This window comes from Streptomyces sp. TE5632 (assembly GCF_054061295.1).
The window spans coordinates 3,041,534-3,055,452 of the sequence record NZ_JBSSEA010000003.1; the positions used below are offsets into that span (position 1 = coordinate 3,041,534).

Below are 13,919 nucleotides of genomic sequence, written 5' to 3' on the forward strand. Positions count from 1 at the left end.
CGTGCCGACCACCACTGGCCCCACTGACTTCGCCGATCGCGCCGATCGCGTCGGCCTTCGCAGGCATCTGCTGGCCGCCCGGCTGGCCGGGGTCGTGGCCACCACGCGGGAGGAGAGCCTGCGGAGTTACCGGCTCTTCGCCGCCCGGGATCCACGCCTGCTGATCGGCCTGGACCCGGAACGGGTGTGGAGCCAGCGGGAATTGATCGAGTTGATGGCGGACAGGTGTGGTGTTTCGGCCGATCCTCGCCACGTTTCCGGGCATGATGTGATCGACCCGGAGCGGACCCTGGCGGCCCTGGACGCCTGTGCGGAGCGTCTCGTGGTCGCCGCCCGAAGCGGTGTGCCCGTGCTGCTCGGCACCGGCCACCCGCACCGGCTGCTCGGTTTCTACGCCGCTCTGGCAGACGCCCTGTCGGCGGCGGGATGTGACGTCCTCACCCCGGCGCGGGGTCGCTCTGTCGACATAACGACCCGGTTCGGTCTACGCACGTACCGCCTCGACTACGTCCGGGGAGTCGCGCTCGTCCGGGGCGCGGACCCCGAACGCCCCGGTGGTGAACCCGGCGCACACACGCACTCGCCGCTCCCGGTTCGGACCGCGCTCGCCGGGGCCGCCGAGGCCGGCGGGCCGCTTCCCGGGCTGGTGATCGGAGACCACGGCTGGGCCTGCGGGGCAGGTCAGCTGGGGTTCGAGGCCATCGCGCTGGCCGATGTGAACGACCCCGCCCCGTTCGTGGGGGAGGCCGAGGGGTGTGTGTCGGTGGTGGTTCCGCTTGATGACGGAGCGCGGTCCGATCACTATGTGCCGCTGACCCGCTACGTACTCAATCGAGCCTGTCTGTCACAGTAGGCCGCCGATGGGTACACCTCTTCCCCACTCGCATCACCCGCCCCTACATTGGGGAGTGAGCACGCAACGACGAAGAGTCACCGGAAGGGGAAGCCGGTGGCCGTCGAGTGCGGAAGGTTCAGGTGTGTCATGGCTGCAGCTGGCGAAAGGCCTCTGAACGAGGTTCAGTTCCTTACCGTGGCGGAGGTCGCCGCGGTGATGCGAGTGTCGAAGATGACCGTGTACCGGCTGGTGCACAGCGGTCATCTGCCCGCGATCCGGGTGGGGCGGTCCTTCCGCGTCCCGGAGCAAGCGGTTCACGAGTACCTCCGCGAGAGCTATGTGGGGGTGGACACCGCCTGACGGCGAACCGGGGAGGACCCGTACAGGACACTCGCGGGCCTCCCTGATCTCCTCGATTACGACCTCAGCGCTCGGGCGGGTAGGCTTGCCCCTCGTAGGTCGTGTGGGCCCATGGCGCCCAAACACCGAGTGATGAGAAGTGAGCGAGGGTAGTCGTGGGCTCTGTTATCAAGAAGCGGCGCAAGCGGATGGCCAAGAAGAAGCACCGCAAGCTGCTCAAGCGCACGCGCGTTCAGCGTCGCAACAAGAAGTAAGCGACGTCGCGGAAGCGTGTCCAGTGGCCCCCCACCGACGAGGTGGGGGGCCACTGTCTTTACGTTTGGCCGGGTCCGTTCGCCTCTCCCCGGTTGTCGTCACTTCAGGTATCGAGTGGGCACCACAGAGCGACCGTGACCCGTTAGGTTGGCGGGCAGGACGTAGGCAAGAGGGAGGCACCGGTCTTGGGAAAGGTCGTGCTCGTGACGGGAGTGGCCCGCCCTTTGGGGGGCCGTTTCGTCCGACGGATCCAGCGTGACCCGGATGTGGAACGGGTCGTCGCCGTGGACGCGGTCCGGCCCGCGCACCATCTGGGCGATGCCGACTTCGTCCAGACCGACATCCGGCAGCCCACCGTCGCGCGCGTGCTCGCGGAGGCCGGTGCCGACACCGTCGTGCACCTGGACGTGACGGGCACACCGCTCGCCGGCGGCAGCAGCCGGACGGCGCTCAAGGAGACCAACGTCATCGGCACCATGCAGCTGCTCGGTGCCTGTCAGAAGTCCCCGCGCGTCGAACGCCTGGTGGTGAAGTCCAGTACGAACGTCTACGGCTCCGCGTCCCGCGACCCGGCGGTCTTCACCGAGACGACTCCGCCCAAGTCCCTGCCCAGCGGCGGGTTCGCGAAGGACGCGGTCGAGGTCGAGGGCTATGTGCGTGGCTTCGCGCGCCGCCGCCCGGACGTCGCCGTGTGCGTGCTCAGGTTCGCCAACATCCTGGGCCCCGCCGCGGACAGCCCGCTCGCCTCGTACTTCTCGCTGCCGGTCCTGCCGACCGTGTTCGGCTACGACCCGCGGCTGCAGTTCGTACACGAGGACGATGTGCTCGAGGTGCTGCGCCTGGCCGCGCACGAACCCCGGCGCTCCACGCTCAACAGCGGCACCTTCAACATCGCCGGCGACGGTGTCCTGCTGCTGTCCCAGTGCGCGCGGCGGCTCGGCCGGCCCATCGTGCCGCTGCTGCTCCCGGCGGTCACCTGGGCGGGCTCGTTGGTGCGTACGCTGGGGATGTCGGACTTCTCACCGGAGCAGATCCGGCTGCTCACACACGGCCGGGTGGTGGCGACGGACCAGATGCGCGAGACACTGGGCTTCACACCGAAGCACACGACTGCAGAAACGTTCACGGACTTCGTGCGCAGTCGTGGCCCCGGACTGCTTCCGCCGGAGGTCCTCGCGAGGACCGTCGACCGGATCGCCGCACTGCCCCTGCCGGGCAGCGGTCACCCCCCGAAGCAGAGCGCCAACTGAGGAGCGCAGCAAGATGGCGGACGCCAAGGTCATTCCGTTCGACGACGACCGTTCCCGCGGGGGTGCGGGGGGCACAGGCGGTGCCGGGGGCTCGGCGCAGCGCCCGTCGCGACGCCGTGGCGCGGGCAGCCGGCGCAAGGGCGCCGGGGCCGCCTCGATGGGCGAGGTCCAGCCCCTGCCGGGCAGGGCGCCCGCGAAGGACGACGCCCCGGCGCCCGGCGAACACCGTGACCCCCGCGAACCCCGGCCCCGGGAGCCGGTCGCAGGCGACGGCGCACGCCCGGACGAAGGCGGCCTGGACCGGCGTGTCGCCAGTGGTCTGGCCTTCCTGCGCCGTCGGCTCACGGGGGACTACGCGGTCGACGACTTCGGCTACGACGAGGAGCTCACCGACCAGGTCCTGATGTCGCTGCTGCGCCCGGTGTACGAGAAGTACTTCCGGGTCGAGGTGAAGGGCATCGAGAACATCCCCGCGGAGGGCGGCGCCCTGATCGTCGCCAACCACTCCGGGACGTTGCCGATGGACGGTCTGATGATGCAGGTCGCCGTCCACGACAACCATCCGGCCGACCGGCATCTGCGGCTGCTCGCGGCGGACCTGGTGTTCATGCTGCCGGTGGTCAACGAACTCGCCCGCAAGCTCGGCCACACCCTGGCCTGTGCCGAGGACGCGGCACGGCTGCTGGAGCAGGGGGAGCTGGTCGGGGTGATGCCGGAGGGCTTCAAGGGCCTCGGCAAGCCCTTCGCCGACCGCTACAAGCTCCAGCGCTTCGGGCGCGGCGGTTTCGTGTCCACGGCGCTGCGCGCGCGGACGCCGATCATCCCGTGCTCGATCGTCGGGGCGGAGGAGATCTACCCGATGATCGGCAACGGCCGGACCGTCGCCCGGCTGCTCGGCCTTCCGTACTTCCCGCTGACGCCGACCTTCCCGTGGCTCGGTCCGCTCGGCGCGATCCCGCTGCCGACGAAGTGGACGATCCAGTTCGGTGAGCCGATCCACACGGAGAACTATCCGCCGGAGGCGGCCGAGGACCCGATGCTGATGTTCAACCTGACCGACCAGGTCCGGGAGCAGATCCAGCACACCCTCTACAAGCTGCTGGTCCAGCGGAGGTCGGTGTTCTTCTAGAGAGCGGACGGACGTGCGTACGTGGTCGGGGTGCCCCTTGTCGCAAAGGGGCACCCCGACCACGTACGGCCTGCCGCTCAGTCCGCTCCAGCTCGCTCCAGTCCGCTCTAGTCGGCGGTCTCGCTGTCGATGCCCAACCCCGGGAGCAGGCCGGGCAGGAGGGGCGGGAGGGTGACGTCGGGCTGGGCGGGCGGGGTGGTGCCGCCGGTGGACGGCGGTGTGGTGCTGACGCCGGTCTCCTCCGGCGGGTCGAGCAGCCCGCCGCTGTTGCCGCCGAGCAGGCTGTCGCTCTCGTCCTCGGAGTCGGCGGACCGGCTGGGGTCGCTGTTGCCGGTGCTGTCCTGGTCGGGGCCGTCGGTGCCGGTACCGGGCGCCTGGGAACGGTCGGCACCGGACGGGGCGCCGGGTGTGGCCCCGGGGCCGCCCCGCCGCTCGCCGCTGTCGCCGTCGCCCCGGGCCGGTGGGTCGGGGAGCAGGGACTGCAGCGGCGCGACATCCTCGTCTATGGCGTCGAACACCGACGACACCTGCTCGCTGACGTCCCCGAGCTGCGCGGGCAGTCTGTCTCGCAGGGAACCCCAGGCCTGCCGGTGCGAGTGGGAGAAGGAGGAGAGGGCCTGCATGGGACCCAGGGAGTCCGGGTCGAGACGGTACGCCTCGCGCAGCAGCCGATGGCCTTCGGACGCGTCGTGCCGCATGCCGGACAGGGCGCGGCGGATCTCGCCGACCGATTCGTGGTCGAGGGAACCGCTGCGTTCGCGCTCCATCAGCCGGCGGGCCTCGCTGAGCCGGGTGGAGGCGTGGTCGAGGAGGACGCGGCCACGCTCGTCGTTGCCATCGGCCAGGCCGAGCTTGACGTCCTCTATGCCGCGCTTGAGGCCGTAGAGCGAGTCACCGGGCAGGGCGTCGGAGCTGGCGGCGGAGACTCCGCCGAGGGCGCCGGCGGCCACGGTGATGCCGAGCCCGCCCGCGGTGAGCCCCTTGGCCAGCCGTGAGCGCGGTCTCAGCTTCCCCAGGGGGGTCGCCCGGTGAGCGCCCCGGGCGCGGCGTGAACGCTGTTCGGGCACGGACGCATCCGCTGCCTCGCCCACCGCGGTGCCTTCCTGGAGCATGGCCTCGAAGGCAGCCACCAGTCGGGCCCGCTGGACGACCTTGACCTCGGGATCCAGCTCCGGCTTGGGCAGCGCGCCGAGACCGGCGGCGAGCGTGAGCAGCCGCTCCTGTTCCGTCTTCGCGGCGGCCGGTCCCGGTGCCGATCCTTCGGGCTGCTCGGCCGCTGTGACCCGGTCGGACTGCTCCTCCAGGGCCTGGGCGAAGGCGTTCGCCCGCCGGTGCGCCGATACCTTCGCGATCACTGGCGGCACCTCCTCTCGTCATGACGATCGACTCCCCAGGGGGTCCTGAGGGTTCCGCTCCCCGACCATGTCCACACGATCGGGTGATCGGAGGCGGTGGGGAGTGACCACAGGGAGCCTGCATCCCGCACAACGAGCGGCGCGGTACTTGGGTTACGCGTGCCGGAGGATCGGTTGGGGGAGTCAACGGGGCATCACTGACGGTGAGTTGGTCGTCACGAAGGGTGCGTCGTCGATGCGGGTGCGTTCCGCTCAGCGCGTGTCCTCCGGGAGGAGCCGGGCGAGGGTGCGGACGGCCCGGTACTGGAGGGTCTTGATCGCCCCCTCGTTCTTGCCCATCGCGCGGGCGGTCTCCGCGACGGAGAGGCCCTGGAGGAATCGGAGCGTGACGCATTCGCGCTGTTGGGGGTTGAGCCGTCGTACGGCATCGAGGAGGGCGGCGTTGGAGAGGTGTTCGAGGACGGAGTCCTCCGGGGACCGCTCGACCTCGTTGGCGTCGAGCATCTCCCCGGTGGTGATTTCGAGGCGGAAGCGGCTGGACTTGAAGTGGTCGGCGACCAGGTTGCGGGCGATGGTGACGAGCCAGGCGCCGAAGTCGCGCCCCTGCCAGGTGAAGGTGCCGATGCGGCGGAGTGCCCGCAGGAAGGTCTCGCTGGTGAGGTCCTCGGCGGTCGACTTGTTGCCCACCCGGTAGTAGATGTAGCGGTACACGGTGTCGCTGTACTGGTCGTAGAGCCGTCCGAAGGCGTCGGCCTCGCCGGCCTGGGCGCGCTCCACGAGGTCCATCATCCGGGCGCTGTCGCTGTCCGCGGCGGGACGGCGCGCGGTGGCCGGGCCGGACGAGCGTCCGCGCCTGGCCGCCGCGGCGCTGTCGTCGGTGAGGGCGTAGCTGGGGCCGACGGGCGGGTCGGCGAGGGCGTAGCAGGGGCCGACGGTGGCGGTGGCGAAAGCGGGGACGGCGTACGCGGTGGGGACGAAGCCGCGCAGCAACTCCCGGGCCGTGACGACTGCGGTGCGCAGTGCGGTCAGGCCCGAGTCGTCAACCCCGACGTGTGGGTACACGGGACTCCCAGAGGCAGAGCTTCCATCACGTGCAGTACGGGCCGTTCACCCGTCGTAGCGACGGAGGGGTACCCGAATGCGTCTGAGGAGAATAACGCTTCGTGCAGGCGCTGCTACACCGAGTTGCTCAAATCATCGATTACGTCGCTTCCGTGGCCTGTTGACACACATTCAAGTAACCGATGTTGATCGAACGTTGACTGAAAAGCTTCGCTTCCCGGTTCGGTACGGGGCATGTTGTGGCCGTGTGCAGCCAAGAGGACTGGACAGGGGGGTTGCGGGGTACGGCAGTTGGATTGGCCGGGTTGCGGGCGGGGCGCCACTTTTGTTCCCCGCTGATCAGGCCTGCGGCCGTACGGGTGTCCGTCGCCGCCGAGTTGACTGGTCACCCGGCGTGCGCGGGAGCGCCGCCGGGCTCAGGGCCGTCAGGCTCAGCGCCGCCGGGCTCAGCGCCGGCGGCGGTGCATCGCGATGGCCGCCGCCGTGCCGCCGGCCACCGCGCCCACACCCGCGGCCGCCGGGATGCCGACCTTCGCCGCCTTGCGGCCCGTCCGGTAGTCGCGCAGGCGCCAGTCCATCGCGCGGGCGTGCTTGCGCAGCTTGGAGTCCGGGTTGATCGCGTACGGGTGCCCGACCAGCGAGAGCATCGGGATGTCGTTGTGCGAGTCGCTGTACGCGGCGCAGTGGTCCAGGTCCAGGTTCTCCGCCGCCGCCAGCGCGCGTACGGCCTCCGCCTTCGCCGGGCCGTGCAGCGGCTCGCCCACGAGTTTGCCGGTGTACACGCCTCCGATGGACTCGGCCACCGTCCCCAGCGCCCCGGTCAGGCCCAGGCGCCGCGCGATCACCTGGGCGATCTCCACCGGCGCCGCCGTGACCAGCCACACCCGCTGTCCGGCGTCCAGGTGGGCCTGCGCCAGTGCCCGCGTACCCGGCCAGATCCGCCCGGCCATGTACTCGTCGTAGATCTCCTCGCCGATGGACTTCAGCTCGGAGACCCGGTGGCCCTTGACGATGGAGAGCGCCGAGTCGCGCGCGTCCTGCATGTGCTCGGGGTCCTCGACGCCGGCCAGCCGGAACCACGTCTGCTGCCACGCGAACCGCGCGAGGTCGCGCGTCTCGAAGAACTTCCGCTTGTACAGGCCCCGCCCGAAGTGGAACAGGGCCGCGCCCTGCATCACCGTGTTGTCCAGGTCGAAGAACGCGGCGGCCCGGTCGTCGCCGTGAACCGGGAACTCCGGTTCACGGGCGGAAACTTCCTGAGTGGATTTGCGGGCAGCCTCCGCCGAGGCCTCGCCTGCCAACACGCTCCGCGCCGTGGCGGAGCGCCTACGGGGGGTGAGCCATCCGAGAGCGGCCATGGCGTTGAGCATAACCAGTCCGGTCGGCGGTTCCGGACCTGAGAGGTTTGGACACCGTGAACTCTGCGCGTCCGTGTCGTTAAAGTGCCCCTCCCGGCGGACGGGGCCGGCTCGGGGCGGTCCGGGACGCGGGCCCCGTACGGCACTCAGCGTCACAGTGGCCGCAGAGGGGTTCCCCTGCACCGCCGCAGGGTGAGAATGGCTGGCATGAGTCCGCTCTTTCGCCGCGAAGCCCCGCAGGATCGTCTCGTCACCCTCATCCGTAAGCCCGGCTGTCACCTGTGTGACGACGCACAGGTCGTGGTGGAGAAGGTGTGCGGTGAGCTCGGGGTCGCGTGGGAGGGCAAGGACATCACCGAGGACCCGGAACTGCATGAGCGGTACTGGGAGCAGATCCCGGTTGTTCTCGTCGACGGCCGCCAGCACACGTTCTGGCGCGTCGACGAGGGCCGCCTTCGTAAAGCCCTGACCGGCTGACCGGCCGACCGGCCGACCGGGGGTCTGACCGGCCGACCGGGGGTGGTCAGGACCACTGATCCATAACTGACCAACCAGTCCAAAGTGGCGGAAAAGTCGCTTAGAATCGATGGCGGCTTGGTCTCGGGGGCGGGATACACAGAGGAGGGTGTGCTGTTTTGCCCCCAGAACAAAGGGAGCGATGGTGCTCGTGCGTCGGTTCCACACGGCTGCGCCGGGGACGCGTGACCCCGGTCACGTTGGGTGGGCAAATCGGACACCATCTTTGTGCACGCGTTCACAAAGACATAGCCTGCATCCGACGGGGCGGTCCGGGGACGTATGACCGCCTGAAGCCCCGCTCTACCCGCAGGAGCACCGTGGCAACTGGCCGATCTCACCGACCGGCGACCCGTAGCCGAGGGATTCCCGAGGCCACCGTCGCCAGGCTTCCGCTGTACCTCCGCGCCCTCACCGCGCTCTCCGAGCGCTCGGTGCCCACAGTCTCCTCGGAGGAGCTGGCGGCGGCCGCGGGCGTCAACTCCGCGAAGCTTCGTAAGGACTTCTCCTACCTGGGTTCCTACGGGACCCGGGGCGTGGGCTACGACGTCGAGTATCTCGTGTACCAGATCTCGCGTGAACTCGGCCTCACCCAGGACTGGCCGGTTGTGATCGTCGGCATCGGTAACCTCGGTGCCGCGCTCGCCAACTACGGCGGGTTCGCCTCCCGTGGATTCCGGGTCGCCGCGCTCATAGACGCCGACCCCGCGATGGCCGGAAAGCCCGTCGCCGGCATCCCGGTGCAGCACACCGACGAACTCGAGAAGATCATCCAGGACGACGGTGTCTCGATCGGCGTGATCGCGACCCCCGCCGGTGCCGCGCAGCAGGTCTGCGACCGGCTGGTGGCCGCCGGTGTCACCTCCATCCTGAACTTCGCGCCGACCGTGCTGTCCGTCCCGGACGGTGTCGACGTGCGCAAGGTGGACCTCTCCATCGAGCTGCAGATCCTCGCCTTCCACGAGCAGCGCAAGGCCGGCGAGGTGGCCGCCGCCGGGACCGTCGTCCCGTCTGTCGGCTCCCGCCCGGAGCCCGTCGCCGCGCGCCAGGCATCCGCCGGCGGACAGGGGTCCGCCGCAGACCAGGGGCCCGACGGGGACGTACCCGCGGTGATGCCGACATGAGCCTTCTCGTCGTCGGACTGAGCCACCGCAGCGCGCCGGTCAGCGTGCTGGACCGGGCCTCGCTGAGCGTGGACGCACAGGTCAAGCTGCTGCAGGACACGGTCGCCGCCGAACCGGCCAGCGAGGCCGCGGTGCTCGCCACCTGCAACCGCATCGAGCTGTACGCCGACGTGGACAAGTTCCACGCCGGTGTCGCCGAGCTGTCCACGCTGCTGGCCCAGCACAGCGGGGTCGGCCTGGAGGAGCTCACGCCCTATCTCTATGTGCACTACGAGGACCGCGCCGTCCACCACGTGTTCTCGGTGGCCTGCGGACTGGACTCGATGGTGGTGGGCGAGGGGCAGGTCCTCGGCCAGATCAAGGACGCCCTGGCGCGTGCGCAGGAACTGCACACCGCCGGGCGGCTGATGAACGACGTGTTCCAGCAGTCGCTCCGGGTCGGCAAGCGCGCCCACACGGAGACCGGCATCGACCGCGCCGGGCAGTCCCTGGTCACCTTCGGCCTGGAGCAGTTGGCCGCCGGCTCGCCCGTCGACAGCTGGGCGCGGGGCAAGAAGGCACTGGTCATCGGTGCCGGATCGATGTCCTCGCTGGCCGCGGCCACGCTCGCGCGGGCCGGTGTGGCCGAGATCGTGATCGCCAACCGCACCGCCGACCGCGCCGAGCGCCTCGTGCAGATCCTCACCGAGACCGAGAACGCCGAGAACGCCGAGAACACGAACGTGCCGGCCCGCGCGATACCGATGGGATCGGTGGCGGACGAGCTGACACGTGCAGACGTCGTCGTCTCCTGCACCGGCGCGACCGGCCTCGTCCTCACGGCCGACGCGATCGCCGCCGGTGTCGAGGGCCGCGTCGGACAGCAGCCGGAGACGGTACGCACCGGAGCCACCGGGACCGTCGGAGTCACGGAGGCATCGGCGCGCAAGGCGCCGGCCGGGCGGACGACGCCCCTGCCCCCCGCCCCCGTGGCCGCCACCAGCACCGACGAGGACTGCCCGCTGGACCTGGCCTCCGTACCGCCCGGTTTCTCCGTGATGGGTGAGGCGGCCGTCGCCGGTATGGACGCGGCGACGCTGGAGCAGCACGCGGCCTGGGCCGTGAGCGGCACCGTCGACCGCCGCCAGGGCGGCCGGCGCGGTGCCGAGGTGGACACCGAACTGATCGGCGCGTTGGCCGCGACCGCGGCGAGCGCCGGCCGGATCCCCGAGCGGCGCCGTCCGGAGCCGGTGGCCGAGCCGCCGCGCCCGGAGCCCGTGCTCTTCCTGCTGGACCTCGCGATGCCGCGCGACATCGACGCGGCCACGCACCGCATCCCCGGGGTGCGGCTGGTCGACATCGAGGCGCTCGCGGAGGCGTCGGCGGACGCTCCGATGGCTGCCGATGTGGACCAGGTCCGGCGTATCGTTTCCGACGAGGTCGCGGCGTTCGGGGCGGCACAGCGGGCCGCGCACATCACGCCGACGGTGGTCGCCCTGCGCACCATGGCCGCGGACGTGGTGGCCGGTGAGATGGCCCGCCTGGAAGGGCGGCTGCCCGGCCTGGACGACAAGCACCGTGCGGAGATCACCCAGACCGTGCGGCGGGTGGTCGACAAGTTGCTGCACTCGCCGACCGTGCGGGTCAAGCAGCTCGCGGCCGAACCCGGCGGCGCCGGCTACGCGGACGCGCTGCGCACCCTGTTCGACCTCGACCCGGAGACGGTGGCCTCCGTCTCCCGCGCCGAGGAAAGCACCGAGAAGAACGCGAAGGCCGCACAGAACGCGGGCAACGCAGAAAACCGAGGGCCGGCATGACTGAGAAGGCACTGAGGCTCGGGACCAGGCGGAGCAAGCTCGCCATGTCCCAGTCCGGGCAGGTGGCGGATGCCGTGAGCCAGGTGACCGGACGGCCTGTCGAGCTCGTTCCGATCACCACGTACGGCGACACGTCGCGCGAGCATCTCTCGCAGATCGGCGGCACGGGCGTCTTCGTGGCCGCGCTGCGCGAGGCACTGGTGCGCGGCGAGGTGGACTTCGCGGTGCACTCGCTGAAGGACCTGCCGACCGCACCGCACGACGAGCTGGTCCTGGCCGCCGTACCGGAGCGCGAGGACCCGCGGGACGTGATCATCGCGCGTGACGCGCTCAAGTTCACCGACCTGCCGCGCGGCGCCCGCATCGGCACCGGTTCGGCGCGTCGCATGGCCCAGCTGAACGCGTACGCACGCGGCCACGGCATGGAGATCACGACCGTGCCGATCCGCGGCAACGTCGACACCCGGATCGGGTACGTCAAGAGCGGTGAGCTGGACGCCGTGGTGCTGGCCGCCGCCGGGATGAACCGGGTCGGACGCAGCGACGAGGTGACCGACTTCCTGTCGGTCGACACGATTTTGCCCGCTCCCGGCCAAGGGGCCCTGGCGGTCGAGTGCACCGTGCGCAACACGGAGCTGACCGCCGCGCTCGCCGAGCTCGACGACCCGTTCACCCGGGCCGCCGTGACGGCGGAGCGGTCACTGCTCGCCGCCCTGGAGGCCGGCTGCACCGCCCCTGTGGGGGCGCTGGCCGACCTTTTGGCCGACGGGCCGATTGTCAAGGAAATGCGCCTGCGGGGCGTCGTCGGCACGACCGACGGCACCACGTTGGTGCAGCTGTCCACCACCGGTCCCGTGCCCGAGACGCACGAGGCGGCGATGGCGCTCGGTCGCGAACTCGCCACCGAGATGCTCGCGCAGGGCGCGGCCGGTCTGATGGGGGAGCGAGCACAGTGAGCCCCACCACCCTTCCACCCCCTCCGGAACACGGGCACGTCACCTTCCTCGGTGCCGGACCCGGGGATCCGGGACTGCTGACTCTGCGCGCCGTGGAGGCGCTGGCGAACGCGGACGTTCTCGTCGCCGAGCACGATGTGCTCGACGTCGTACGCCGGCACGCCAGGCAGGGCGTTGCCGAAGTGCCGACGGAAACGGACTCGGCGGGTTCCTCCGCGACGTCCGCTCCGGGCACAGGCACGCCTCAGCTGAAAATCGTTGACGACACGTCAACAACCGTTGGCGCACCCGCGGTGCGGGATGCCGCACATCTTGTCATGGAGGCCGCGCGGGGCGGCAGGCGGGTCGTGCGTGCGGTGTCCGGTGATCCCGGCCTCGACTCGTACGCCGCTGAGGAGATGCTGGCGTGCGTGGCGGCCGGGGTGACCTTCGAGGTCGTCCCCGGTATCGCGGCCGCGGTCGGTGTGCCCGCGTACGCCGGTGTGCCGCTGCGGGACGCCGAGGGCGCGGACGTGCGGTTCGTGGACGCGCGTACCGCGTCGGACCGGTGCTGGACCGAGCTCGGGGCGTCGGACGGCACGGTGGTCGTCTCCGCCACGCTCGACTCGGTGGCCGCCGCGGCGGGCGAACTGGTGTCCGCCGGTCGCAAACCCGACACCCCCCTGACGGTGACGGTCGCCGGTACGACGACCCGGCAGCGGACCTGGACGGCGACGCTCGGCACGATCGCGCAGACGCTGAAGCAGGCGAAGGTGCTGCCGTCGCCCGACGGCGGCCGTCCGGTGATAGCCGTGGTCGGTGAGCGTTCCGCCCCCGCCCAGCACGACCGGCTCGCGTGGTTCGAGTCCAAGCCGATGTTCGGCTGGAAGGTGCTCGTGCCGCGTACCAGGGAGCAGGCGGCGTCGCTCTCCGACCAGCTGCGGTCCTACGGCGCGGTGCCGCACGAGGTGCCGACCATCGCCGTCGAGCCCCCGCGCACCCCGCAGCAGATGGAGCGCGCGGTCAAGGGCCTGGTGACGGGCCGCTACGAGTGGATCGCCTTCACCTCCGTCAACGCGGTCAAGGCGGTGCGGGAGAAGTTCGAGGAGTACGGTCTCGACGCCCGTGCCTTCGCCGGGATCAAGGTCGCCGCGGTCGGCGACCAGACCGCCAAGGCGCTGATCGACTTCGGCGTGCGGCCGGACCTGGTTCCGAGCGGTGAGCAGTCGGCCCGCGGGCTGGTGGAGGACTGGCCGCCGTACGACCCGGTCTTCGACCCGATCGACCGGGTGTTCCTGCCCCGCGCGGACATCGCCACCGAGACGCTGGTGGCGGGTCTCATCGAGCTGGGCTGGGAGGTCGACGACGTCACGGCGTACCGGACCGTGCGCGCCTCGCCGCCGCCCGCGGAGACGCGGGAGGCCATCAAGGGCGGCGGCTTCGACGCGGTGATGTTCACGTCGTCGTCGACGGTCCGGAACCTGGTCGGCATCGCCGGCAAGCCGCACAACGTGACGGTCATCGCCTGCATCGGTCCGGCGACGGCGAAGACGGCCGAGGAGCACGGGCTGCGCGTCGACGTCATGGCCCCGGAGCCGTCGGTGCACAAGCTGGCGGCGGCCCTGGCCGACTTCGGCGCGCGTCGCCGGCTGGCGGCGATCGAGGCGGGCGACCCGGTCACCCGCCCGAGCGAACGCCGCCCGGGAGCCCGGAGACGCCGGTCGACGACGTGAGGCCGCGCGGCGGCGTCGGGTAGGACGCGTTAGGTGGTGGCGGGGTGTGCCGTGAGGGCGCACCCCGCCACCACCTGTTGGGGCCAGGGCCGGACGCCGGGAGTGCGGCGTTTCGACAGGAACCCGAGGCTTGCCTGAGTGTCCCTACCGACGAGTGGTGCAGGTGAGCGGGATCACTCATGGAGTGGTCCAATTTCCTTGTATGTCTCCC

13 protein-coding genes are annotated in these 13,919 nt (G+C 70.9%); 10 read left to right on the top strand and 3 right to left on the bottom strand.

The window, feature by feature from the left end:
• Position 1 precedes the first annotated feature (1 nt).
• From ACVW19_RS19110 to ACVW19_RS19130, 5 genes are all read left to right on the top strand, one after another.
• Complete coding sequence (locus tag ACVW19_RS19110; RefSeq protein WP_457460557.1) at positions 2–853, top strand: phosphatase; 852 nt, start codon at positions 2–4, stop codon at positions 851–853.
• Positions 854–982: 129 nt separating this feature from the next.
• Positions 983–1,195, top strand: a complete 213-nt coding sequence (locus tag ACVW19_RS19115) for a helix-turn-helix domain-containing protein (protein ID WP_457460558.1) — start codon at positions 983–985, stop codon at positions 1,193–1,195.
• Between the two features lie 155 nt (positions 1,196–1,350).
• Positions 1,351–1,449 carry a 30S ribosomal protein bS22 gene (locus ACVW19_RS19120; RefSeq protein ID WP_003948845.1) on the top strand — a complete coding sequence of 33 codons (99 nt, stop codon included), beginning with the start codon at positions 1,351–1,353 and terminating at the stop codon, positions 1,447–1,449.
• Positions 1,450–1,635: 186 nt separating this feature from the next.
• Entirely contained in the window at positions 1,636–2,700 is a 1,065-nt protein-coding gene (locus ACVW19_RS19125; protein WP_457460559.1) for an NAD-dependent epimerase/dehydratase family protein, read from the top strand.
• Positions 2,701–2,713: 13 nt separating this feature from the next.
• Positions 2,714–3,829, top strand: coding sequence for a lysophospholipid acyltransferase family protein (locus ACVW19_RS19130; protein ID WP_457460560.1), 1,116 nt, complete (start codon positions 2,714–2,716; stop codon positions 3,827–3,829).
• 107 nt (positions 3,830–3,936) lie between these two features.
• Here the strand turns inward: ACVW19_RS19130 and ACVW19_RS19135 are convergent, their stop codons facing one another.
• From ACVW19_RS19135 to ACVW19_RS19145, 3 genes are all read right to left on the bottom strand, one after another.
• On the bottom strand, positions 3,937–5,184 hold the full coding sequence (locus ACVW19_RS19135) for a DUF5667 domain-containing protein (RefSeq protein WP_457460561.1): 1,248 nt from the start codon (positions 5,182–5,184) through the stop codon (positions 3,937–3,939).
• A gap of 252 nt (positions 5,185–5,436) precedes the next feature.
• Positions 5,437–6,246, bottom strand: a complete 810-nt coding sequence (locus ACVW19_RS19140; RefSeq protein WP_457460562.1) for an ECF subfamily RNA polymerase sigma factor, BldN family — start codon at positions 6,244–6,246, stop codon at positions 5,437–5,439.
• Between the two features lie 446 nt (positions 6,247–6,692).
• Positions 6,693–7,604, bottom strand: coding sequence for an HAD family hydrolase (locus ACVW19_RS19145; protein WP_202280485.1), 912 nt, complete (start codon positions 7,602–7,604; stop codon positions 6,693–6,695).
• Positions 7,605–7,802: 198 nt separating this feature from the next.
• Here ACVW19_RS19145 and ACVW19_RS19150 point away from each other — a divergent pair, with 198 nt between their 5' ends.
• The 5 genes from ACVW19_RS19150 to ACVW19_RS19170 all read left to right on the top strand — a co-directional run bounded on the left by ACVW19_RS19150 (position 7,803) and on the right by ACVW19_RS19170 (position 13,708).
• Positions 7,803–8,081 carry a glutaredoxin family protein gene (locus tag ACVW19_RS19150; RefSeq protein WP_457460563.1) on the top strand — a complete coding sequence of 93 codons (279 nt, stop codon included), beginning with the start codon at positions 7,803–7,805 and terminating at the stop codon, positions 8,079–8,081.
• A gap of 359 nt (positions 8,082–8,440) precedes the next feature.
• Positions 8,441–9,244 carry a redox-sensing transcriptional repressor Rex gene (locus ACVW19_RS19155; RefSeq protein ID WP_457460564.1) on the top strand — a complete coding sequence of 268 codons (804 nt, stop codon included), beginning with the start codon at positions 8,441–8,443 and terminating at the stop codon, positions 9,242–9,244.
• Complete coding sequence (locus tag ACVW19_RS19160) at positions 9,241–11,040, top strand: glutamyl-tRNA reductase (RefSeq protein ID WP_457460565.1); 1,800 nt, start codon at positions 9,241–9,243, stop codon at positions 11,038–11,040. Before ACVW19_RS19155 ends, ACVW19_RS19160 begins: the two co-directional genes overlap by 4 nt.
• Positions 11,037–11,996 carry a hydroxymethylbilane synthase gene (hemC, locus tag ACVW19_RS19165; RefSeq protein WP_457460566.1) on the top strand — a complete coding sequence of 320 codons (960 nt, stop codon included), beginning with the start codon at positions 11,037–11,039 and terminating at the stop codon, positions 11,994–11,996. Before ACVW19_RS19160 ends, hemC begins: the two co-directional genes overlap by 4 nt.
• Positions 11,993–13,708: a uroporphyrinogen-III synthase gene (locus ACVW19_RS19170; RefSeq protein WP_457460567.1), complete on the top strand. Its 1,716-nt coding sequence runs from the start codon at positions 11,993–11,995 to the stop codon at positions 13,706–13,708. Before hemC ends, ACVW19_RS19170 begins: the two co-directional genes overlap by 4 nt.
• Positions 13,709–13,919: the final 211 nt, after the last annotated feature.

Coding starts and splice junctions, on each gene's coding strand:
- ACVW19_RS19130 (WP_457460560.1), top strand. CDS start 2,714: ATGGCGGACGCCAAGGTCATTCCGTTCGACGACGACCGTTCCCGCGGG.
- ACVW19_RS19160 (WP_457460565.1), top strand. CDS start 9,241: ATGAGCCTTCTCGTCGTCGGACTGAGCCACCGCAGCGCGCCGGTCAGC.
- ACVW19_RS19150 (WP_457460563.1), top strand. CDS start 7,803: ATGGCTGGCATGAGTCCGCTCTTTCGCCGCGAAGCCCCGCAGGATCGT.
- ACVW19_RS19145 (WP_202280485.1), bottom strand. CDS start 7,604: ATGGCCGCTCTCGGATGGCTCACCCCCCGTAGGCGCTCCGCCACGGCG.
- hemC (WP_457460566.1), top strand. CDS start 11,037: ATGACTGAGAAGGCACTGAGGCTCGGGACCAGGCGGAGCAAGCTCGCC.
- ACVW19_RS19115 (WP_457460558.1), top strand. CDS start 983: ATGGCTGCAGCTGGCGAAAGGCCTCTGAACGAGGTTCAGTTCCTTACC.